Source organism: Halorubrum salipaludis, assembly GCF_002286985.1.
GTDB classification, from domain to species: domain Archaea; phylum Halobacteriota; class Halobacteria; order Halobacteriales; family Haloferacaceae; genus Halorubrum; species Halorubrum salipaludis.
This window is the reverse complement of record NZ_NSKC01000001.1, coordinates 398,972-420,711: the sequence shown is the minus strand read 5'-3', so window position 1 is coordinate 420,711 and position 21,740 is coordinate 398,972. Positions and strand designations below refer to the sequence as shown.

The window sequence follows — 21,740 nt, the reverse complement described above, 5'->3', positions numbered from 1 at the left end:
GTTCCGATAGCGATTCGCTCGGAATCTCTGAGTACAGTACGTCTCTCGCTGATTCTCTGATTGTGTGTCTGATCGGCTCGATCTGCGATTAAATCAAATAACGCTATATCAATTCGACTTCGCGGCGCGACTGAAGCCTTTTTGCCCCCGGCGGCCGTGGACGGTTCCTATGCACCATCGGGAAGTCGAGCCCACGGCGGAGTACGTCGCGCGGTTCGAGACGGGCGCCGACTGGCGCGAGGAGATCGAGGACCTCGCCCGCGCGGAGGACGTCGAGGCGGGCTGGTTCACGGCGCTCGGGGCCGTACAGGACGCGGAGGTGTGGTTCTACGACCAGGACGACACCGAGTACCGCTCGGTGACCTTCGACGAGCCGCTGGAGGTCGCGGCCTGCGTCGGCAACGTCTCGCTGCTCGACGGCAACGTGTTCGCGCACACGCACGTCGTGCTGTCGCGGCCGAGCGGGCAGGCGCTCGCGGGACACCTCGACTCCGCGACCGTCTGGGCCGGCGAGTGCCACCTGCGGGCGTTCGCGGAGCCGCTCGAACGCTCCCACGACGAGGCCACCGACCTCGACCTATGGCTCTGAGTCGGAGCGGGCGATGAGGCCCGACGACGAGCGCTACTTCGCGCGGATCGAGGACCGGCTGGACGAGGCGTGGGACGTGGCCGAGGCCGCCAAGCAGCAGGGCCACGACCCGAAACCCGAGATCGAGATCCCGATCGCCCGCGACATGGCCGACCGCGTCGAGAACATCCTCGGGATCGACGGGGTCGCGGAGCGCGTCCGCGAGCTGGAAGGCGAGATGTCCCGCGAGGAGGCGGCCTTAGAGCTCGTCACCGACTTCGTCGAGGGGACCGTCGGCGACTACGACTCCCGCGCCGGCAAGGTCGAGGGCGCGGTCCGGACCGCGGTCGCGCTCCTCACCGAGGGGGTCGTCGCCGCGCCGATCGAGGGGATCGACCGCGTGGAGCTGTTGGAGAACGACGACGGTACCGAGTTCGTCAACGTCTACTACGCCGGCCCGATCCGGTCGGCGGGCGGGACCGCGCAGGCGCTGTCCGTGCTCGTCGCCGACTACGCCCGGTCGCTGCTCGACATCGACGAGTACAAGCCGCGAGACGTGGAGGTCGAGCGCTACGCCGAGGAGATCGCCCTCTACGACAAGGAGACGGGGCTCCAGTACACGCCGAAGGACAAGGAGTCGAAGTTCATCGCCCAGCACATGCCCGTCATGCTCGACGGGGAGGCGACGGGCGACGAGGAGGTCTCCGGGTTCCGCGACCTGGAACGCGTCGACACCAACTCCGCGCGCGGCGGGATGTGTCTCGTCGCCGCCGAGGGGATCGCACTGAAGGCCCCGAAGATCCAGCGGTACACCCGCGACCTCGACGAGGTCGACTGGCCGTGGCTCCAGGACCTGATCGACGGGACGATCGGGAAGGACGGGGGCGGCGCGAGCGACGAGGACGCCGAGGGTGATGACGCGGAGGACGGCGGCGACGGCGACTCGGAGGGCGAGAGCACCGAGGGCGACGAAGACGGAGAGGACGACGCGGACGACGGGGCCGCCCCGGACTCGGACGCCACCGAACCCGACGGCCCCCTCCGCGCGAAGCCCTCCCAGAAGTTCCTCCGCGACCTGATCGCGGGCCGGCCCGTCTTCACCCACCCGAGCGAGGCGGGCGGGTTCCGGCTCCGGTACGGGCGCGCGCGCAACCACGGGTTCGCGACCGGCGGCGTCCACCCGGCGACGATGCACCTCGTCGACGACTTCCTCGCGGCGGGGACCCAGATCAAGACGGAGCGGCCCGGGAAGGCCCACGGCGTCGTCCCCGTCGACTCCATCGAGGGGCCGACGGTCCGGCTCGCGAACGGCGAGGTCCGGCGGATCGACGACCCGGAGGAGGCCAAAGAGATCCGGAACGGCGTCGAGAAGGTGCTCGATCTGGGCGAGTACCTCGTCAACTACGGCGAGTTCGTCGAGAACAACCACCCGCTCGCGCCCGCCTCGTACGTCTACGAGTGGTGGGTCCAGGAGTTCGAGGCGGCTGGCGCCGACGTGCAGGCCATGCGGGACGACCCGCACGTCGACTTGGAACACCCCGAAGTCGACGAGGCGCTCGCGTGGGCGCGCGAGTACGACTGCCCGCTCCACCCGGAGTACACCTACCTCTGGCACGACGTGTCCGTCGACGCCTTCGAGGCGCTCGCCGACGCGGTCGCCGCCGGCGACGTGGTCGAGGGCGTCCTCGCGATCGAACGCACCGAGGCGACGCAAGACGCGCTGGAGTCGCTGTTGGTCGAGCACGTCGCGACGCCCGACGCCCTCCGGATCCCCACGTGGCGCCCGCTCGCGCGGTCGCTCGGGGTCGACGACGGGCTCCGGAAGACGTGGGACGCGGGCGACCTCTCGCCGGCGGCCCGCGAGTGGGACGACGGCGGGAACGCGCTGAAGGCGGTCAACGAGGTCGCCCCTTTCGAGATACGGGAGCGCGCCCCCACGCGGATCGGCAACCGGATGGGCCGCCCGGAGAAGTCGGAGAGCCGCGACCTCTCGCCCGCGGTCCACACCCTCTTCCCGATCAACGAGGCCGGCGGCCCCCAGCGCGACGTGGCGGAGGCCGCCAGCGTCATGGACGACTCGGGCCACCGGGGGCGGCTGGAGCTGGAGGTCTCCGACCGCGTCTGTCCCGAGTGCGGCGAGCACACGTACCGGGCGCAGTGCCCGGACTGCGAGGTCCACACGGACCTCCACTACGAGTGCGGCGACTGCGGCACCGTCTGCGAGCCCGACGAGGCCGGCCGCGTCGAGTGCCCGCGCTGCGAGTGGGAGGTGACCGCGGCGACCTACCAAGAGGTCGACCTCAACGACGCGTACCGCTCCGCGCTGGAGAACGTCGGCGAGCGGGAGTCCGCCTTCGAGATCCTGAAGGGGGTCCAGGGGCTCACCTCGCGGAACAAGACCCCCGAGCCGATCGAGAAGGGCATCTTGCGCGCGAAGAACGGCGTCACGTCGTTCAAGGACGGCACCGTCAGGTACGACATGACCGACCTCCCCGTCACGTCGGTCCGCCCCGAGGAGCTCGACGTCACCGCCGACCACCTCCGGGAGATCGGCTACGAGACGGACATCGACGGCGAGCCGCTACGCCACGACGACCAGCTCGTGGAGCTCCGCGTGCAGGACATCGTCCTCTCCGACGGCGCCGCCGAGCACATGCTCAAGACCGCGGACTTCGTCGACGACCTCTTAGAGCAGTACTACGACCTCCCCCGCTTCTACGAGGTCAACGAGCGCGACGACCTCGTCGGGGAGCTCGTCTTCGGGATGGCCCCCCACACGAGCGCCGCAACTGTCGGGAGAGTGGTAGGATTCACCTCGGCGGCCGTCGGATACGCTCATCCGTACTTTCACGCCGCGAAACGGCGGAACTGCTTCCACCCGGAGACGAACGTGTGGTTCGAAGACGAAGCCGGGAAGTGGCACTACGACCCCATCGAGACGCTCGTCGAGGACCGCCTTAACGCCGAAACGGCTGACGAGGACGACTTCGGGACGCTCGTCCAGAGACTCGACGGTGACGTGTACGTGCCGTCCGTAACTGAAAGTGGCGAGGAAACGCTCCAACGAGTCGAAGCGGTCTCGAAGCATCCGTCGCCCGATCACCTCGTCCGCATCAAAACGAAGAGTGGGCAGGAGCTAACGGTGACACCTGACCACTCGATGCGTCGGTGGACCGGCGATGGAGTCGACCGCGTCTCGGCCCGAGAACTAACTACGGAAGACGCGCTCCCGGCGCCGAAACAGATACCGGTTGACGGGGAAACAGCGACGTTCGACCTGCTCGCGGAATTCCTCGACGCGGACGCCGTTCCGAACGACGACCTGATGATCCGAGGACTCGGTGAATCCGAGCTCAAGCGACTCCTCGACGACGCGACAGACGCCGAGAGCTATCTAAAGCCCGTTGCGGAACGCCTCGACGCCAGTCAGTCGACGGTGTACAACTGGGTGTCCCGCGACAGCATCCCGGCCGGAGTCCTCCTCGAACTGTACGACTACGACACCGTCGTCGAACGCGTTCCCACAGACGTGACCCTCGGAATCCGTCGCGACGGGGCCTCGGTTTCGCGCCAGTTCGAGGTCGACGAGGCCGTCGGCACGATGCTCGGATATTACGCTGCGGAAGGATTCACGCGGCGGGAAGCGGGCTCGTTCTATCAGACGACAATCTGTACCCCGGACGACGTGCCGCGCGACGAAATCATCGATGTCTTCGACGACGTGCTCGATGTCGAGGCGTTCGAGGAGAACGAGTGGAAGGTCACGGTCTCCAGTCGCCTCGTCGCGACGTTGTTCTCGGACGTTCTCGATGCCGGGAGTCGTGCGGAGACGAAACGCATCCCGGACTGTGTGCTTTCCGCACCGGATCCGGTTCTCCGAACGTTCCTCGCGGCGTACTTCTCCGGCGACGGAAGCACGTCCAGCGAACGCGTCGAGATCCGGGCAACCACCGTAAGCGACGACCTACAGTCTGACCTCGTCGCAGCGCTCAAGCGGTTCGGCATCGCTACGAAAGTATATCGCGAGGAACGTACCCCGCAGACGGGTGCAGTGGCCGAGTTCTACGACGATGAGCGCTCGTTCGATTCCTGGGTTCTCAAGGTCACGTCACAGAACGCCGTACGGTTCGCCGACCGAATTGGCTTCCATCTCGGCCGCAAGGACGAGACACTTACTGACGTGCTGGACCGTATCGACACTCGAACACAGCGACTCCTCGGTGACGGTGGTGACGTCTGGGTCGACGAAGTCGTCTCCGTTGAGACGGTCCAGTCCGACGTCGATCACACGTACTGCCTGACTGTCGATGAAACGAACACGCTCGTCGCGAACGACGTGTATTCCGGTCAGTGCGACGGTGACGAGGACTGTGTCATGCTTCTCATGGACGGTCTTCTCAACTTCTCGAAAACTTTCTTGCCGGACCAACGGGGCGGCCGCATGGACGCGCCCCTCGTGATGTCCTCGCGGATCGATCCGTCGGAGATCGACGACGAGGCGCACAACGTCGACATCGCGCGGGAGTACCCCCGCGAGTTCTACGACGCGACGCTGGAGATGGCCGATCCGGAGTCGGTCGAGGACCTGATCCAGATCGGCGAGGACACGCTCGGGACGGACGAGGAGTACCACGGGTTCGGCCACACCCACGACACGACGGACATCGCGATGGGGCCGGATCTCTCGGCGTACAAGACGCTCGGCGACATGATGGAGAAGATGGACGCCCAGCTGGAGCTGGCCCGGAAACTGCGCGCCGTCGACGAGACGGACGTGGCCGAGCGCGTGATCGAGTACCACTTCCTGCCGGACATCATCGGGAACCTCCGGGCGTTCTCGCGGCAGGAGACGCGCTGTCTCGACTGCGGCGAGAAGTACCGGCGGATGCCCCTCTCGGGCGACTGCCGCGAGTGCGGCGGGCGGGTGAACCTCACCGTCCACGAGGGCTCCGTCAACAAGTACGTCGACACGGCGATCGAGGTCGCCGACCGGTTCGGCTGCCGACCCTACACGAAACAGCGCCTGAAGGTGTTAGACCAGTCGCTGGAGTCGATCTTCGAGGACGACACCAACAAGCAGTCCGGCATCGCGGACTTCATGTGAGATCGGCGACGGCGTCCATTCCGCGCCTCTCTCCGGACGAATTTCTCTCTGTCCGACTCAGTCGTCCGCGCGCGCCGCCTCGACGACCCGCGTGAACTCGCGGGCCGTCTCGGTGATGGCCTCGTAGTCGCCGCGCTCGGCCGCGTCGTAGTCGACGAGGGCGCCGCCCGCGCCGACCGCGAACGCGCCGGCGTCGATGTAGTCCGCGGCGTTGTCGGGGCCGACGCCGCCGGTCGGCATCATCGGGATCTGCCCGAGCGGCCCCTTCATGGCGCCGAGGTGGTCCGGACCGACGGTCTTCGCGGGGAACACCTTCACGAAGTCGGCGCCGGCCTCGTAGCCGCGGACCGCCTCGGTCGGCGTCATCACGCCGGGCGCGCTGACGGCGCCGTAGCGGTTGCACGTCTCGATCACGTCCTCGTGGAGGCTCGGCGAGACGACGAACTCCGCGCCGGCCATCAGCGTCGTCCGGGCGGTCTCGCTGTCGAGGACCGTCCCCGTGCCGACGACGACCTCGTCGTCGAAGGCGCCGGCAACCTCGCCGATCTTCTCGGCCACGTCGGGCGTGTCGGCCGTGATCTCGACGGCGGTGACGCCGCCCTCGCGGAGTGCGTCCGCGATCTCGATGAGCTGGTCGGCCGGTACTCCGCGCAACACCGCGACGACGCCGCTGTCGACGATCCGCGAGAGCGTCTCGTTCATACGCACCCGTTTCCGAGCGACCACCTAAATACGCGCGGATGCCGACGAGCGTCGTCGGGTACGACCGGTTACGCTCCGCCGTTCGGCCTCCGATCGTGCGACCGATCGACACGAAAACGGCGGCGATCGCGGGTCGATCCGGTCGAAACGGCCGAGACGAAACACTACCCTTTTGACCCTGCTTTCGGTAACAAGCGGTATAATGGGCCGACGCAAGAAGATCGTTCAAGAGTGCGAGCGGCTGATGGACAGCCCGGAGAACATCCGGAACATCGCCATCGCCGCCCACGTCGACCACGGCAAGACGACGCTCTCCGACAACCTGCTGGCCGGTGCCGGCATGATCTCCCAGGACACCGCGGGCGAGCAGCTCGCGATGGACACGAAGGAGGACGAGCAGGAGCGGGGGATCACCATCGATGCGGCAAACGTCTCGATGACCCACGAGTACGAGGACACCAACCACCTCATCAACCTCATCGACACCCCGGGCCACGTGGACTTCGGGGGCGACGTCACCCGCGCGATGCGCGCGGTCGACGGCGCGCTGGTGGTCGTCGACGCCGTCGAGGGCGCGATGCCGCAGACGGAGACGGTGCTCCGGCAGGCGCTCCGCGAGGGCGTGAAGCCGGCGCTGTTCATCAACAAGGTCGACCGCCTCATCTCCGAGCTCCAGGAGGGGCCCCAGGAGATGCAGGAGCGACTGATGTCGGTCATCGCCGACGTCAACGAGCTCATCCGCGGGATGGCCGAGAACATGGACGACATCCCCGAGGACTGGACGGTCTCCGTCGAGGACGGCACCGTCGGGTTCGGGTCCGCGCTGTACAAGTGGGGCGTCTCGATGCCCTCGATGCAGCGGACCGGGATGGACTTCGGCGACATCATGGAGCTCGAACAGAACGACAAGCGCGAGGAGCTCCACGAGCGGACGCCGCTCTCGGACGTCGTGCTCGACATGGTCTGCGAGCACTTCCCGAACCCGGTCGACGCCCAGCCCCGCCGTGTCCCGCGCATCTGGCGCGGCGACGCGGACTCCGAGCTGGCCGAGGGGATGCAGCTCGTCGACGAGGACGGCGAGGTCGTCTTCATGGTCACCGACATCTCCATGGACCCGCACGCGGGCGAGATCGCGACGGGTCGCGTCTTCTCCGGCACGCTGGAGAAGGGCCAGGAGCTGTACGTCTCCGGCACCGCGGGCAAGAACCGCATCCAGAGCGTCGGGCTCTTCATGGGGTCCGAGCGCGAGGAAGTGGATCGCGTCCCGGCGGGGAACATCGCGTCGGTCACCGGCCTGCGTGACGCCATCGCCGGCTCCACCGTCTCCTCCGTGGAGATGACGCCGTTCGAGTCGATCGAGCACATCTCCGAGCCGGTCATCACGAAGTCCGTCGAGGCGCAGAACATGGACGACCTGCCGAAGCTCATCGAGACGCTCCAGCAGGTCGCCAAGGAGGACCCGACGATCCAGATCGAGATCAACGAGGACACGGGCGAGCACCTCATCAGCGGGCAGGGCGAGCTCCACCTCGAAGTGATCACCCAGCGGATCCGCGACAACCAGGGCATCCCGGTCATCACCGGCGAGCCGATCGTGGTCTTCCGCGAGCAGCCCCAGGAGTCCTCCCGCGAGGTCGAGGGGCAGTCGCCGAACCGCCACAACAAGTTCTACATCACCGTCGAGCCGATGGACCAAGAGATCGTCGACGCCATCCAGCTCGGCGAGGTCTCGATGGACATGCCCGAGCTCGAGCGCCGCGAGGCGCTCCAGGAGGCCGGCATGGACAAGGACACCTCCCAGAACGTCGAGCACATCCACCGGACCAACATCCTCATCGACGACACGAAGGGGATCCAGCACCTCAACGAGACGATGGAACTCGTCTTGGAGGGGCTCCAAGAGGCGCTCGACGACGGGCCGCTCGCCGCCGAGCCGGTCCAGGGGTCGCTGTTCCGGCTCCACGACGCGAAGCTCCACGAGGACACCATCCACCGCGGTCCCGCGCAGGTCATCCCCGCGGTCCGCGACGCGGTCCACCGCTCGCTGATCGACGGCGAGGTCCGCCTGCTTGAGCCGATCCAGGACGTCCGGATCGACGTGCCCTCGGAGCACATGGGCGCCGCCTCCGGCGAGATCCAGGGTCGCCGCGGTCGCGTCGACGACATGTACCAGGAGGGCGACCTCATGGTCGTCGAGGGCATCGCGCCCGTCGAGGAGATGATCGGGTTCTCCTCCGACATCCGCTCGGCCACCGAGGGCCGCGCCTCGTGGAACACCGAGAACGCGGGCTTCCGCGTGCTCGTCGACAACCTCCAGCGCGAGAAGATCATGGAGATCCGCGAGCGCAAGGGCATGAAGCTGGAACTGCCGCAGTCGATCGACTACTTCTAAGTCGACGACGCGGTCCGCGATCCGCTGCGGATTGACGCCCTCCGTTTTTCTCTCCGTTCGTCGCCGAGGTCTTCGCCGAGTTCCGTCTCCGGCGTCCGTGATCTGCCCTTCCGTGCACCGAGTTCACACGGTCGGAAGCGAGGCAACGCCTGCCATCGCCGAAGGCTTATACCGGATCCCCCGACACCTTTCGGGTATGCAGACGGGCACGACTCCCGCTCGGCGCACCGCGACGGAGCCAGCAAGCGACCGCTCCGCGCCGCCGACAGGACCGTGCCGGACCGCGTCGCCGACGGGATCCGGCAAACCGTCGCTCGCCGCGACGGCGACCGTATCCGAGGAGCCGGAACTCTTCGACGCGGGGGTGGCGGCGTGAGCGACGGCCGCGACGGCGTCCCCGAGGAGACGGCGGACGGCGAGGACGCGACCGCCGACGGCGGGCACGCCGCGACCACGCCCTCGACGCACACGGTGCGGCTCGAACTCGTCGACGAGCCCGGGCAGCTGCTCGCCGCGCTCCATCCGATCGCCGAGAACGGGGGGAACCTCCTCTCGATCTACCACGAGCGCGGGAACAAGACGCCCCGCGGTCGGATCCCGGTCGAGGTCGACTTCGAGGCGACACAGGAGCGATTCGAGGGGATCGTCGAGGCGCTCCGGAGCGAGGGCGTGAACGTGATGCAGGCGGGCACGGAGCGGTACGCCGAGGAGGTGACCATCCTCCTCTTCGGTCACCTCATCGACACCGACCTCTCCGACACGCTCTCGCAGATCGAGGCGTGCGAGTCCGCCTCGGTCGCCGACGTGTCCCTGGCGGCGCCGCAGGGGACCGAGGAGGTGTCGAGCGCGCGGCTTCGCCTGGAGGCGCGCGCCGGCGAGACGGAGGCGGCGCTGACCGCGGTCCGCGAGCTGGCGGCCGAGAAGGACCTGCGTCTGGTCGAGCCGCTCACGGGGGTGGAGGCGTGAGACTCGCCGTCGTCGGCGCTGGCGCGGTCGGGCGCTCGGTCGTCGACCTCGCGGGCGAGTACGGCCACGAGGTCGTCGCGGTCGCGGACTCGTCGAGCGCGGTCGTCGCGGACGGGACCGACGGCCGGGACGCCGGCGTCGACCCGGACGCGGTGGTGGCCCGCAAGGCCGAGCGGGGGATCGTCGGCGACGGCGACCCCGCGGACGCGCTGGCGGCCGACTACGACGCGCTGGTGGAGGCGACGCCCACGACGCTTGGCGACGCCGAGCCCGGGTTCTCGCACGTCCGGACCGCGCTGGAGCGCGACCGCCACGCCGTCCTGGCGAACAAGGGGCCGGTCGCGGAGCGGTTCGGCGACCTGCGGGCGCTCGTGAACGACAGCGACGGCGAGATCAGGTTCGAGGCCACGGTCGGCGGCGCGATCCCCGCGGTGTCGACGGTGGAGGACATCGAGCCGGGACACGTCACCGCGGTCCGGGGCGTGCTCAACGGGACGGCGAACTTCATCCTCACGCGGATGGCCGCCGAGGGGCTCGACTACGAGCACGTGCTCGCGGAGGCGCAGGACCTCGGCGTCGCCGAGGCCGACCCCTCCTTCGACGTGGACGGCACCGACGCGGCGCTCAAGTGCGTCATCCTCGCGAACGTGCTCTCCTTCGGCGCGGCCGACGACCCGGCCGACGCCCGGGAGTTCACCCTCGACGATGCCGACGTCTCCGGGATCCGCGACGTACCCGGCTCGGCGCTCCGGCTCGCCGCGGAGGACGGCCGGACGGTCCGGCTCATCGGCGAGGCGACGGGCGAGACGGTCCGGGTCGCGCCGCGGCTCGTCCCCGAGAACGGGACGCTCGCGGTCTCCGGGACCCAGAACATCGTCCAGATCGAGACCACCCACGCCGGTCGGCTCAACATCTCGGGGCGGGGCGCCGGCGGCCCCGAGACCGCGAGCGCGGTGCTCGGGGACGTGGGCCGGCTGGAGTAGGTCAGTCGTCTCGAACCGCACCACCGGAGCACGGGACGCGACCCGGGTCGTGCGACGCGCTGGCGTGCCCCGCGTTGTCGAGAATCGCCCGACCGCGTCGCGATCGTCTGTGGGCCGTATCGAAACCGTTTTAGTGGAATCTACCGAAACTTACTCACAGAGCGCCTTAGCGCGTGATTACCCCATGAGTGACAAACCGCACCAGAACCTGGCCATTATCGGCCACGTCGACCACGGCAAGAGTACGCTCGTGGGTCGCCTCCTCTTCGAGACGGGGAGCGTCCCCGAGCACGTAATCGAGCAGCACCGCGAGGAAGCCGAAGAGAAGGGCAAGGGCGGCTTCGAGTTCGCCTACGTGATGGACAACCTCGCCGAGGAGCGCGAGCGCGGCGTCACGATCGACATCGCCCACCAGGAGTTCGACACCGACGAGTACTACTTCACCATCGTCGACTGTCCGGGCCACCGTGACTTCGTGAAGAACATGATCACGGGCGCCTCGCAGGCCGACAACGCGGTGCTCGTCGTCGCGGCCGACGACGGCGTCGCGCCCCAGACCCGAGAGCACGTCTTCTTGGCCCGCACGCTGGGTATCGACGAGCTCATCATCGCGGTCAACAAGATGGACGTCGTCGACCACGACGAGTCCAAGTTCAACCAGGTCGTCGACGAGGTCAAGGACCTCCTCAAGCAGGTCCGCTTCCAGACGGACAACGCGAAGTTCATCCCGATCTCCGCGTTCGACGGCGACAACGTCGCTGACGAGTCCGAGAACACGCCTTGGTACGACGGGCCGACCCTGCTGGAGGCCCTCAACGACCTGCCCGAGACGGAGCCGCCGACGGACGCGCCGCTGCGCCTCCCGATCCAGGACGTTTACACCATCTCCGGCATCGGGACCGTCCCCGTGGGACGCGTCGAGACCGGGATCCTCAACACCGGCGACAACGTCTCCTTCCAGCCGTCCGACGTGGGCGGCGAAGTGAAGACGGTCGAGATGCACCACGAGGAAGTGCCCAAGGCCGAGCCCGGTGACAACGTCGGGTTCAACGTCCGCGGCATCGGCAAGGACGACATCCGCCGCGGCGACGTCTGTGGCCCCGCGGACGACCCGCCGAGCGTCGCCGAGACGTTCCAGGCGCAGATCGTCGTCATGCAGCACCCGTCGGTCATCACGGCCGGGTACACGCCCGTCTTCCACGCCCACACGGCGCAGGTCGCCTGTACGATCGAGTCCATCGATCAGAAGATCGACCCCTCGTCCGGTGAGGTCGCCGAGGAGAACCCGGACTTCATCAAGTCCGGCGACGCCGCGGTCGTCACCGTGCGCCCGCAGAAACCGCTCAGCATCGAGCCGTCCGGCGAGATCCCGGAACTCGGCAGCTTCGCCATCCGCGACATGGGTCAGACCATCGCGGCCGGCAAGGTGCTCGACGTCAACGAGCGATAATCGATGCAGCAGGCACGCGTCCGCCTCGCCGGCACGAGCCCCGAGGACCTCGACGACATCTGCGACGACGTCCGCGAGATCGCGGACTCGACGGGGGTCGCCCTGTCGGGCCCGATCCCGCTGCCGACGAAGACGCTCGAGATCCCGTCGCGCAAGTCCCCGGACGGTGAGGGGACGGCGACGTGGGAGCACTGGGAGATGCGCGTCCACAAGCGTCTGATCGACATCGACGCCGACGAACGCGCGCTCCGCCAGCTCATGCGCGTCCAAGTGCCGAACGACGTCAGCATCGAGATCGTTCTCGAAGACTGAGCGCTAGGGCGTTTCTCTTTCACCCCTTTCGTTTTTCGACGCGCCCAGCGGCGACGCCGTCCGTTCGCCGCCCGTCCGCGTGCCGTCACCGCACGTCGAGCAGCCGCGCCCGTCGTCACCGCACGTCGAGCAGCCGCGTCCGCCCGGCGACGAGCCCGCAGAACGCGCCGATCGCGTGGGCGATCAGCGCGACGCCGGGCGCCGCCGTCGTCGCGGTGAGGACGACGGCGACGACCCCGAACAGGAGGATTTGCGTCCGCGAGGAGAGCCGCAGGCGATCGAACAGCGTCGCGCTCGCGACGTTGCCCGCCAGCAGGTAGCTGCCGAGCGCGAAGACGGCGCCGCTCAGTCCCAACACGGCGGCCGAGGGGCCGAGCAGTCCGCCGAGCGTCACCTGTGCGACGCCGGCGAGCGCGCCCGTCCCGACCACGAACGCGTGGAACCGGAGCCGGGTAGTCCGGCGCTCGACGAGTGGGCCGACGAGGAGCAGCGCGAGCGCGTTCGCCAGCAGGTGGCCGATCGACCCGTGCGCGTACACGCTGGTGACGACGGTCCACGGCGCGACGGACAGCGGCGTCGACAGCGCGAAGATCCCCGCGAGGCCGACGACGCTCAACCCGAGCTGCGCGAGGCCGATGAGGAGGGCGACCGCGAGAGTTTCGAGCGTGGCGCGCATCGCGGTGGCGTTCGGGCCGAAGCGGGTTAAACCCGACCGCGGCGGTCGGCCACGCCGGCGGGGCGGTCAGATCACGTCGTCGGGGCGGTCAGATCACGTCGTCGGGGTCGTGGGCCCGGGCCATCCGCTCGGCCTCGGCCGCGTATCGCTCCCGGTCGGCCGGGTCGTCGACCGCGCCGACGTTCTCGGGGTCGGCGTCGACGGCGGCGGTCGTGTCGCGCACGTCGGTGAAGGAGGTGAGCGCCCGCTCCTTGCGGAAGTACCGTTCGCCGTCCGGCGTCGCGTACGTGAGGATCACCATGTTCTGCTCGTCGTCGGAGTAGGTGCGCTCGACGAGCCACATCCGGACGCGCTCGCCGTCGGCGTCGATATCGGCGTCGGTCACGTGCCGCTTCCGGCCGCCACGCACAAACGAGTTCCGGCGGTGCCGGGGGGCGCCCGAGGCGGGCAGGACCGTCAGCGTTAAGTAATTTAGGCTAACCTAAATCAACGTATGCGCGCCGAACGACCCCTCGAACGCCGCCGAACCGATGACTGACGGCCGCGTTCGAGACCGGCTCCGGGGGCACCTCTCGCGGGAGCGACTCACGGTCCTCGGGACGGTGCTCGTCCTCGCAGTCGGCGTCGCCGTCACGGTCCGCACCCTCGACGCCGACGCGGTCGTCGGCGCGGTGACGGCGGCGGACCCGGCGCTCCTCGGCGCCGCCCTCGCCGTCTACGCCCTCTCGTGGCCGGTCCGCGGGCGCCGGTACGCCGACGTGCTCGCGGCGATGGGGCGGCGCTGTCGGGTCGGCTTCCTCACGGCGGCGGTGTTCGCGAGCCAGACCGCGAACCTGATCGTTCCGGCGCGGGCCGGCGACGGGGTCCGCGCGTACCTGCTCAAGGAGCGCCGGGACGTTCCGTACCCGACCGGGGTCGCGTCGCTCGCGGTCGAGCGCGCGTTCGACCTCGTGGCCATCGGCGTCCTCGGCGGCGCCGCGCTCGGCGTTCTACTCTTGACCGGTCGATCGCCCGGATCCGGCGAGTCGGTCGGCGCCGTCGCGCCGTCGACCGCCCTCGCGGCCGCGGCCGGCCTCGCCGCCGTCGCCGTGGCCCTCTCGATCGCGGCCGTTGCGGTCGCCCGGAGCGACCGCCGATTTGGGCCCGCGCTCCGCGCTCGGGTCGCGCGGCCGCGCCTCTCCCGGCTCGTCGACGCGGTCGTTCGGTTCGGCGCCTCGGTTCGGGTCGTCGCCGCCGATCCCCGGCGTCTCGGCGGGGTGTTCCTCTGGAGCCTCGTCGTCTGGGCGCTGGACGTTCTCACGGCCGTCCTCGTGCTCGAAGCGCTCACGGGCGGCGTCGGCGGGCTCGTCCCGACGCCGACGCTGCTCGTCGTCGGGACGCTCGCGGTCAGCGTCGGCAACCTCGCGAAGGTGCTCCCGCTCTCGCAGGGGGGAATCGGGCTGTACGAGGCGGCGTTCACCGGGCTCGTCGTGAGCGCGACGGGGATGCCGGTCGAGACGGCGCTCGCGGCCGCGATCCTCGACCACGCCCTGAAGAACGCCGTCACCCTCGCCGGGGGCGGCGTCGCGGCGCTCGCGCTCGGCCTCTCGCCGACGGAGGGTCCCGCGGCAGACGGGGAGCCGGCCCCGTCGGTGCAGACGGACGGGGGGAGCGTCGTCGACGATTCGTCGGCGGCCTCGTCGGAGGGCGCCGACGGCGAGCGGGAGCCGTCGAATTCCGGACCGTCAAACTTTTAGGCAAGCCTAAAAACTTCTGGGTATGGAAGAACGCCGCTCAGCCGCCGCGAGCGGGGACATATGCGTTATCGTCCCTACGATCCGCGAGTACGAGTGTCTCCGCGAGTACGTCGCGAACGCCCGGGAACACGGGTTCGACGTCTCCCGGCTCCACTTCGTCCTGGTCACCGAGGACTTCTGTGACGTCGACGAGATGCGCGCCATGCTCGACGACCTCGACGTGTCGGGCGAGGTGTTCGACGGCAGCCGCCGTGAGGAGTGGTACGAGGCCAACGGGGTCGCGGAGTACGGACACGTCGTCCCGGCCGCGAGCCACGCCGAGACGAGCTTCGGGCTCCTCTACATGTGGGCCGACGACGCCTTCGAGTACGGGATCTTCATCGACGACGACACGCTCCCGCACGACGACGCGGACTACTTCGGCCGTCACATGGAGAACCTCGCGTTCGGCGGCGAGATCGAGCGCGTCAGCTCCGACGAGGACTGGGTCAACGTCCTCTACCAGAACGCCGACGAGCACGGGCTCTACCCGCGGGGCTACCCGTACTCGGCGATGGACGAGACCGTCGAGACCGACGCGGTCGACGTCGCGTCCGGCGAGGTCGTCGCCTCGCAGGGCCTGTGGACGAACGTGCCCGACCTCGACGCGGTCCGGATCCTGATGGACGGCGACTTAGAGGGGCAGGCGCAGACGCGGACGACCGCCGACGACTTCGGCGAGGACTTCGTCGCCGCGCGCGGCAACTACCTCACCGTCTGCTCGATGAACCTCGCGTTCCGCCGCGAGGTGATCCCGGCGTTCTACCAGCTCCCGATGGACGACAACGAGTGGGACGTGGGCCGGTTCGACGACATCTGGTCGGGGCTGTTCTTAAAACGCGCCGCCGACGTGCTGGGAAAGCGGATCTACAACGGCGGCCCGCTGTGCGAGCACAACAAGGCGCCGCGCTCGACGTTCGACGACCTCGCGAACGAGGTGGCGGGGCTGGAGCTGAACGAACACGTCTGGGAGGTCGTCGACGGTGCGGGCGAGGACGCGGACTCCTTCGAGGCGGTGTTCGCGGCGATGGCCGACGCGCTCGCCGAGGGCGACTTCGACGAGTGGAACAACGGCGCGTTCCTCAACCACTGCGGCGAGTACATGCGCGACTGGCTCGACTGCCTCGACGCGCTCGCCCGGACGCCGGCGGTCGCGGACGACTGAACCGACACGACTAAAAGCATTTAGGTTAGCCTAAAACACATGACGAGACACGCACGAGACGGCGTCGACCGACGACGGTTCCTCGCCGCGGCCGGCGGCGTCGGCGTCGTCGGCCTCGCCGGGTGTATGGGCGACGACGAGGAGGACGGCGGCGACGGGGAAGACGGCGAAGACGGCGACGGGGAAGACGGCGAGTCGGTTGGACAGATCGGCTCCGGACGCGAGGGGCGCGACGCCCCCGGCGGCACCCCGATGGCCGAGATGCCCGACCTGGAGGGCGAACTCACCGTCTACTCCGGTCGCGGCGAGTTCCTCGTCGGCGAGCTCGTCGGGTACATCGAGGACCAGTACGACGACTTCGACCTCACGGTCCGGTACGGCGGCGCCACCGACCTCGTGAACCAGATCGCCAACGAGGGCGAGGGGTCGCCCGCCGATGTGTTCTACTCCGTCAACGCCGGCGCGCTGGGCGCGCTCGCCGACGAGGGACGCACGCAGGCGGTCCCCGACGACGTCGCCGAGCTGGTCCGCGAGGAGTTCCGGACGGACCAGTGGATCGGCACCTCGGGGCGCGCACGCACCGTTCCGTACAACACGGAGGCGTTCGGCGACGACGAGCTCCCCGACGACATCATGGCGTACCCCGAGGAGTTCGACGGCGACCTCGGCTGGGCGCCCTCCTACGGATCCTGTCAGGCGTTCGTCACCGCGATGCGGCTCATCGAGGGCGAGGAGGCCACCCGCGAGTGGCTCGAGGCCGTCGTCGAGTCGGGCATCACCCCGTACAACAACGAGTTCGCCGCCTGTCAGGGGATCGCCGACGGCGAGATCGACGCGGCGTTCACGAACCACTACTACATCCAGCGCGTCCTCGACGGCAACCCCGACGCGTCGATCGGCACCGCGTTCACCAGCGGCGACGCCGGCGCGGTGTTCAACGTCGCCGGCGCCGCGGTCGTCGACACCGCGAGCGACGCGACGCTCGCCGGGAACTTCGTCCGCCACCTCCTGTCGGCCGAGGCGCAGGACTACTTCGCTCGGTCGACGTTCGAGTACCCGCTCATCCCCGGCGTCGAGCCGGTCGGCGACCTGCCGACGATCGACGAGCTCGACGTCCCCGACATCGACCTGGCGGAGCTGTCCGACCTCGAAACGACGATCGACCTCATGCGCGACGCCGGCGTCGAGGTCTGAGGCCACCTCTCACCGACTCCCGTGTCGCCCCGTCCGGACCCCTCTTCTCCGCGCTCGCTCGCGCGCCGACTCGCGAGCCGCGGCCGCGCTCGGGTCGCCCGCGCGGACCGTCTCACGCTCGTGGCCGGCGTCGTCGCCGCGGCGTCCGGCGTCCTCGTCTTCGCCGTCGCCGCGACCGTCTTCGCGTACCACTCGACCAACCACGACGAGGGGGTGTACCTCATGCAGGCCGCGATGCTGCGCTCCGGGCAGCTGGAGCTGCACGCCGGCGCGCTCGCGGACGCCTTCCACCCGTGGTTCTTCGTCGAGGACGGCGGCCGGCTCTACCCGAAGTACAGCCCCGTTCCCGCGGCGATGTACGCGGTCTCGATGGCGCTGTTCGGCGAGCCGCGGGTGACGCTCGCGGCGGTCGCCGCCGGCAACGCGGCGCTCGTGTACCTGCTCGGCGCGACGGTTTTCGACCGCCGCGTCGGCCTCGCGGCCGCCGTCCTGTTCGCGGCCTCGCCGATGGCGGTGGCCTCCTCCGCGGTCTTCCTCCCGTACGCGCCCACGACGTTCTTCAACCTCTGTTTCGCGGTCGCGTACCTCCGGAGCGTGCGGGACGAGTCGATCGCGGCGGCCGGCGTCGCCGGGACCGCGATCGGAGTGGCGTTCTTTGCGCGGCCGTTCACGGCGGTGCTGTTTGCCGCGCCGTTCATCTGCCACGCGCTGGTCCGGGTCGGTGTCGCGGTCCGAGACGCCGGCGTTCTGCCACTTCCGCTCCCCGGCGCCGTGCGCCGTCACGGGCTCACGGCGCTGCTCGGAACCCTGTTCGTCGGGGTCACGCTCGCGTACAACCTCCGGATGACCGGGTCGCCCCTCACGTTCCCGTACGAGGCGTTCGCGCCGATGGACGGCCCCGGCTTCGGCGAGCGTCGGCTCCTCGGCCATTCGGCCGACTACACCCCCGAGCTCGCGGCGCGCTCGAACGGCTACGCGCTGTGGTTCCTCCTGACGCGGTGGGTGGCGGGCGGTCCGATCGGGTCCGCGCTCGCGCTCGCGGGGGGCGCGCTAGCCGCGCGGCGCTGGCTGTCGGGACGGCGCGCGGTCGGCGGCGTCCGGGGCGCCGGTGGGAGCGACGCGGTCGACTCGGCGGCGCCCGGTGATCCCCGGTTCGAGCGCACCGCCGGGCTCCTCGTCGGCGGCGTCGCGGTCTCCGTCGCCGTCGGGAACCTGTTCTTCTGGGGGACGCACAACGCGCTCGCGACGCTCTCCGACCCGACCGACGGGTTCGTCTCGCAGTTCGGCCCGTTCTACCACTTCGACCTGCTCGTCCCGCTGTCGGTGTTCGGCGGCGTCGCGGTCGCGGCCGCGTGGCGGGCGCTCCCCGCGGTCCGCCGGCGGCTCGCCGACGCGCTCTCGCCGCGGTCCGCTCGCGCGGTCGTCGCGGTCGCGGTCGCCCTCGCACTGGTCACTGCCGGCGTCGCGGGCGCCGCGGCCGTCTCGACGCCGATCGAGCGGAACGCGCCGCTCGCCGACAAGTACGAGACGGCCTACGAGCCGATCGAGGCGACCGAGTTCGACGAGGACCTCGTCTTCATTCCGACGCCGTACGGCGAGTGGCAGAACCACCCGTTCCAGTCGCTCCGGAACGATCCCGGCCTCGACGGCGAGGTGGTGTACGCGCTCGACCGCGACCCGGCCGAGGACTTCGCGGTGATCGACGCGTATCCCGACCGCGACCTCTACCGGTACGCGTATCAGGGAGAATGGACGCCGGATCCGACCCGCCACGTCGCCCCGAAGCTCGAACCGCTCGACGTTCGCGAGGGGGCGCGTATCGAGGCGACGACCACCGTCGGCGTCCCCGACCGGGTCGAGACCGCACACGTCCGGGTTGAGACCGTGCGCGGCGCTGACGGGGAGAGTACGGGGACCGGCGGGTCGACTACGGGAGACGACTTCGCGCGCTACGTCGTCGACGATCCGGCGGGCTCGCTCTCGGTTGACTGGTCGATCGGTCCCGACGGCGTCCGGCTGGCGGGCGCGCCGAACGCGACCGTCCCGTTCGACCCCGCGGGCGACGAGGCGATCGTGACGGTGACGCTCGTCGACCCGACCGGCTCGACGTTCACCTATCGGCAGGAGGCGACGATCCGAGCCGCGGGAGCCGGCGGCGACGGCGACGCGGAGATCGGAGACGGCGCGGGCGTCGAGGTCGTCTGGCCGCCGGAGCGCTCCGTCTGCCGACTGGTCACCGAGTGTGGCACCGAGGGGACGTACCTCCCCGACGACCCCGACGCTCACGCCGAGTGGGTCGCCTTCGAGACGGACGCCGAGGCGAGCGCGGACCGGTGACCCGCTGTCTCGGAGAAACCGTTTCGCCCCGGCGCCGCTTCGGAAGGGCCTTTTAGGCCGACCCACGAACGGACGGTATGTTCCGGCAGTTCCGGTCGGAGGTCGAGGCCGCGCTCGGCGACGCGCTCGACGCCCTGGACCTCCCGACCGACGACCTCGGCATCGAACGCCCGCCCGACGACATGGACGCGACGCTCGCCTCCAGCGTCGCCTTCCGGCTCGCGGGCGAGGTCGGCGACGCGCCCCCGAACGTCGCGGCGGATGTCGCCGAGGCGGTCGACGTGACGGACACGGCCTACGTCGCCGATGTCGACACCGCGGGCCCGTACGTCAACTTCCACGCGAACGACCGATACCTCGCCGACACGCTCGACGCGGCCGCCCCCGACGCTGACTACGGGGCGCTCCCCGACCGGGACACCTCCGTCGTCGTCGAGCACACGAGCGCGAACCCGACCGGTCCGGTCCACGTCGGCCGCGCGCGCAACCCGATCGTCGGCGACGCGGTCGCGAACCTCATGGAATACGCCGGCTACGACGTCGACCGCCACTACTACGTCAACGACGCCGGCCGCCAGATGGCGGTGTTCACGTGGGCGTACGAGCGGTTCGACGAGTCTGACCTCGACGCCGAGCCTGCCCGCGACCGCGCCGAGTACGACCTCGTGCGCTACTACCGCAAGGGGAACGCCTTCTTGGAGGAGGCCGACCCCGACGCGGTCGAGGCCGCGGAAGACGAAATCGCCGCGATCCTCCAGGGCCTCGAAGCGGGCGACGAGGAGACGTACGAGCGCGTCGGCGAGGTCGTCGATACGGTGCTCGGCGGGATGAAAGACTGTCTCGCCCGCCTGCCCGCGGAGTTCGACGAGTTCGTCAAGGAGACGCGGTTCATGCGCGACGGCTCGACCGACGAGATCGCGGCCCGCCTGAAGGAGACCGACCACGCCGTCTACGAGGAGGACGCCTGGCAGCTGGAGCTCGACGACTGGGGGATCGACAAGAACCTCGTCTTCCTCCGCTCCGACGACACGAGCCTCTACACCACCCGCGACCTGGCACACCACGAGTGGAAGTTCGACAACTACGACCGCGCCGTCACCGTGCTCGGCGAGGACCACAAGCTGCAGGCCGACCAGCTCGACGCGACCCTCGAACTCCTCGGCAACGACACCGACCGGCTCGGTCACGTCATCTACTCGTACGTGAATCTCCCCGAGGGGAAGATGTCCACGCGGCGGGGGACCGGCGTGATGCTCGACGACTTGCTCGACGAGGCGATCGACCGCGCCCGCGAGGCCGTCGAAAGCCGGATGGACGACCGGATCCGCGACGACGACCTCACCGAGGACGACGTCGAGCGCATCGCCCATCAGGTCGGGATCGGCGCGGTCCGGTACGACATCGTCTCGAAACAGCCCGCGAAAGCGATCACCTTCGAGTGGGAGGACGCGCTCGACTTCGAGGGGCAGTCCGCCCCGTTCGTCCAGTACGTCCACGCGCGCTGTTGCGGGATCTTAGACGAGGCGGCCGACGCCGGGATCGCGGTTCCCGAACCGGGCGACCCGCTCGACGTCGACGCCTCGGCGCTGGAGACCGCGGAGGCCCGCGACCTCCTCCGCGAGGTCGCCCGGTTCCCGGCCGCGATCGAGTCGGCAGCCGACGACCTGGAGCCGCACACAATCGCCACGTTCACCCGCGAGTTCGCCGACGCCTACAACGCCTTCTACCGGGAGTGTCCGGTGGTGTCCGCCGAGAACGCGGAGCTGCGGGCCGCCCGCGTCGCGGTCGTCGCGGCCGCGAAGCACACGATGGCGAACGCCCTCGACGTGCTCGGGGTCGAGGCGCCGGAGTCGATGTAGGATCGAGGCGGCAACTCGTTTCTTTCCGGTTGAGGGGTCGTCGACTCACTTATAAGCATTTCTGACAGATCAGCGGTGACCACTTCCAAAGCCCCAGCCGGCGAGGCGGGCACACGCTCGCTGTCGTTCGAAAGGCGCTCCGCCCCTTTCGTGATGACGAGAGAGCTTCGCTCTCTCGAACCACGCGCTTCAGTCGCTCGCGGTGCGCTCCTTCCAGTGCTTGCGTCGCCTGTGCCCGCCTCGCCGGCTGCCCCTTT

Annotated in this window: 16 protein-coding genes; 13 read left to right on the top strand and 3 right to left on the bottom strand. The window is 69.5% G+C overall.

Going from position 1 to position 21,740, the window contains the following annotated elements:
• The first annotated feature begins 169 nt into the window (after positions 1-169).
• Together CK500_RS01900 and polC are read left to right on the top strand one after the other, a co-directional pair.
• On the top strand, positions 170-589 hold the full coding sequence (locus CK500_RS01900) for a PPC domain-containing DNA-binding protein (RefSeq protein WP_095635562.1): 420 nt from the start codon (positions 170-172) through the stop codon (positions 587-589).
• A 13-nt stretch (positions 590-602) separates the two neighbouring features.
• A complete protein-coding gene (polC, locus tag CK500_RS01895) occupies positions 603-5,672 on the top strand; it encodes a DNA polymerase II large subunit (RefSeq protein ID WP_095635561.1) in 5,070 nt (1,689 codons plus the stop codon).
• A gap of 57 nt (positions 5,673-5,729) precedes the next feature.
• Here the strand turns inward: polC and CK500_RS01890 are convergent, their stop codons facing one another.
• Positions 5,730-6,374 (bottom strand): bifunctional 4-hydroxy-2-oxoglutarate aldolase/2-dehydro-3-deoxy-phosphogluconate aldolase, encoded by a 645-nt coding sequence (locus tag CK500_RS01890; protein WP_095635560.1) that lies wholly within the window; start codon positions 6,372-6,374, stop codon positions 5,730-5,732.
• Between the two features lie 202 nt (positions 6,375-6,576).
• Between CK500_RS01890 and CK500_RS01885 the strand changes: the two genes are divergently transcribed.
• The 6 genes from CK500_RS01885 to rpsJ all read left to right on the top strand — a co-directional run bounded on the left by CK500_RS01885 (position 6,577) and on the right by rpsJ (position 12,477).
• Positions 6,577-8,766, top strand: a complete 2,190-nt coding sequence (locus tag CK500_RS01885; protein WP_095635559.1) for an elongation factor EF-2 — start codon at positions 6,577-6,579, stop codon at positions 8,764-8,766.
• 196 nt (positions 8,767-8,962) lie between these two features.
• Positions 8,963-9,142: a hypothetical protein gene (locus CK500_RS01880; RefSeq protein ID WP_095635558.1), complete on the top strand. Its 180-nt coding sequence runs from the start codon at positions 8,963-8,965 to the stop codon at positions 9,140-9,142.
• A complete protein-coding gene (locus tag CK500_RS01875; RefSeq protein WP_095635557.1) occupies positions 9,139-9,732 on the top strand; it encodes an amino acid-binding protein in 594 nt (197 codons plus the stop codon). The genes CK500_RS01880 and CK500_RS01875 overlap by 4 nt, the downstream gene beginning before the upstream one ends.
• The gene (locus CK500_RS01870) at positions 9,729-10,715 is read left to right on the top strand and encodes a homoserine dehydrogenase (protein ID WP_095635556.1); all 987 of its coding nucleotides are present in this window, start codon (positions 9,729-9,731) and stop codon (positions 10,713-10,715) included. The genes CK500_RS01875 and CK500_RS01870 overlap by 4 nt, the downstream gene beginning before the upstream one ends.
• 184 nt (positions 10,716-10,899) lie before the next feature.
• Positions 10,900-12,165: a translation elongation factor EF-1 subunit alpha gene (gene tuf / locus CK500_RS01865; protein ID WP_095635555.1), complete on the top strand. Its 1,266-nt coding sequence runs from the start codon at positions 10,900-10,902 to the stop codon at positions 12,163-12,165.
• 3 nt (positions 12,166-12,168) lie between these two features.
• Complete coding sequence (gene rpsJ, locus CK500_RS01860; RefSeq protein ID WP_004048854.1) at positions 12,169-12,477, top strand: 30S ribosomal protein S10; 309 nt, start codon at positions 12,169-12,171, stop codon at positions 12,475-12,477.
• 115 nt (positions 12,478-12,592) lie between these two features.
• On the opposite strand, the gene CK500_RS01855 is transcribed toward rpsJ, so the two are convergent.
• Complete coding sequence (locus tag CK500_RS01855; protein WP_095635554.1) at positions 12,593-13,153, bottom strand: rhomboid family intramembrane serine protease; 561 nt, start codon at positions 13,151-13,153, stop codon at positions 12,593-12,595.
• An 88-nt stretch (positions 13,154-13,241) separates the two neighbouring features.
• Positions 13,242-13,496 carry a hypothetical protein gene (locus CK500_RS01850; protein WP_095635722.1) on the bottom strand — a complete coding sequence of 85 codons (255 nt, stop codon included), beginning with the start codon at positions 13,494-13,496 and terminating at the stop codon, positions 13,242-13,244.
• A gap of 187 nt (positions 13,497-13,683) precedes the next feature.
• Here CK500_RS01850 and CK500_RS01845 point away from each other — a divergent pair, with 187 nt between their 5' ends.
• From CK500_RS01845 to argS, 5 genes are all read left to right on the top strand, one after another.
• Positions 13,684-14,889: a lysylphosphatidylglycerol synthase transmembrane domain-containing protein gene (locus CK500_RS01845; protein ID WP_095635553.1), complete on the top strand. Its 1,206-nt coding sequence runs from the start codon at positions 13,684-13,686 to the stop codon at positions 14,887-14,889.
• A 22-nt stretch (positions 14,890-14,911) separates the two neighbouring features.
• On the top strand, positions 14,912-16,093 hold the full coding sequence (locus tag CK500_RS01840; RefSeq protein ID WP_095635552.1) for an alpha-1 4-glucan-protein synthase: 1,182 nt from the start codon (positions 14,912-14,914) through the stop codon (positions 16,091-16,093).
• 39 nt (positions 16,094-16,132) lie between these two features.
• Complete coding sequence (locus CK500_RS01835) at positions 16,133-17,287, top strand: extracellular solute-binding protein (RefSeq protein WP_095635551.1); 1,155 nt, start codon at positions 16,133-16,135, stop codon at positions 17,285-17,287.
• Between the two features lie 21 nt (positions 17,288-17,308).
• Positions 17,309-19,624, top strand: a complete 2,316-nt coding sequence (locus CK500_RS01830; protein ID WP_095635550.1) for an ArnT family glycosyltransferase — start codon at positions 17,309-17,311, stop codon at positions 19,622-19,624.
• Positions 19,625-19,701: 77 nt separating this feature from the next.
• A complete protein-coding gene (argS, locus tag CK500_RS01825) occupies positions 19,702-21,483 on the top strand; it encodes an arginine--tRNA ligase (RefSeq protein WP_095635549.1) in 1,782 nt (593 codons plus the stop codon).
• Positions 21,484-21,740 lie beyond the last annotated feature (257 nt).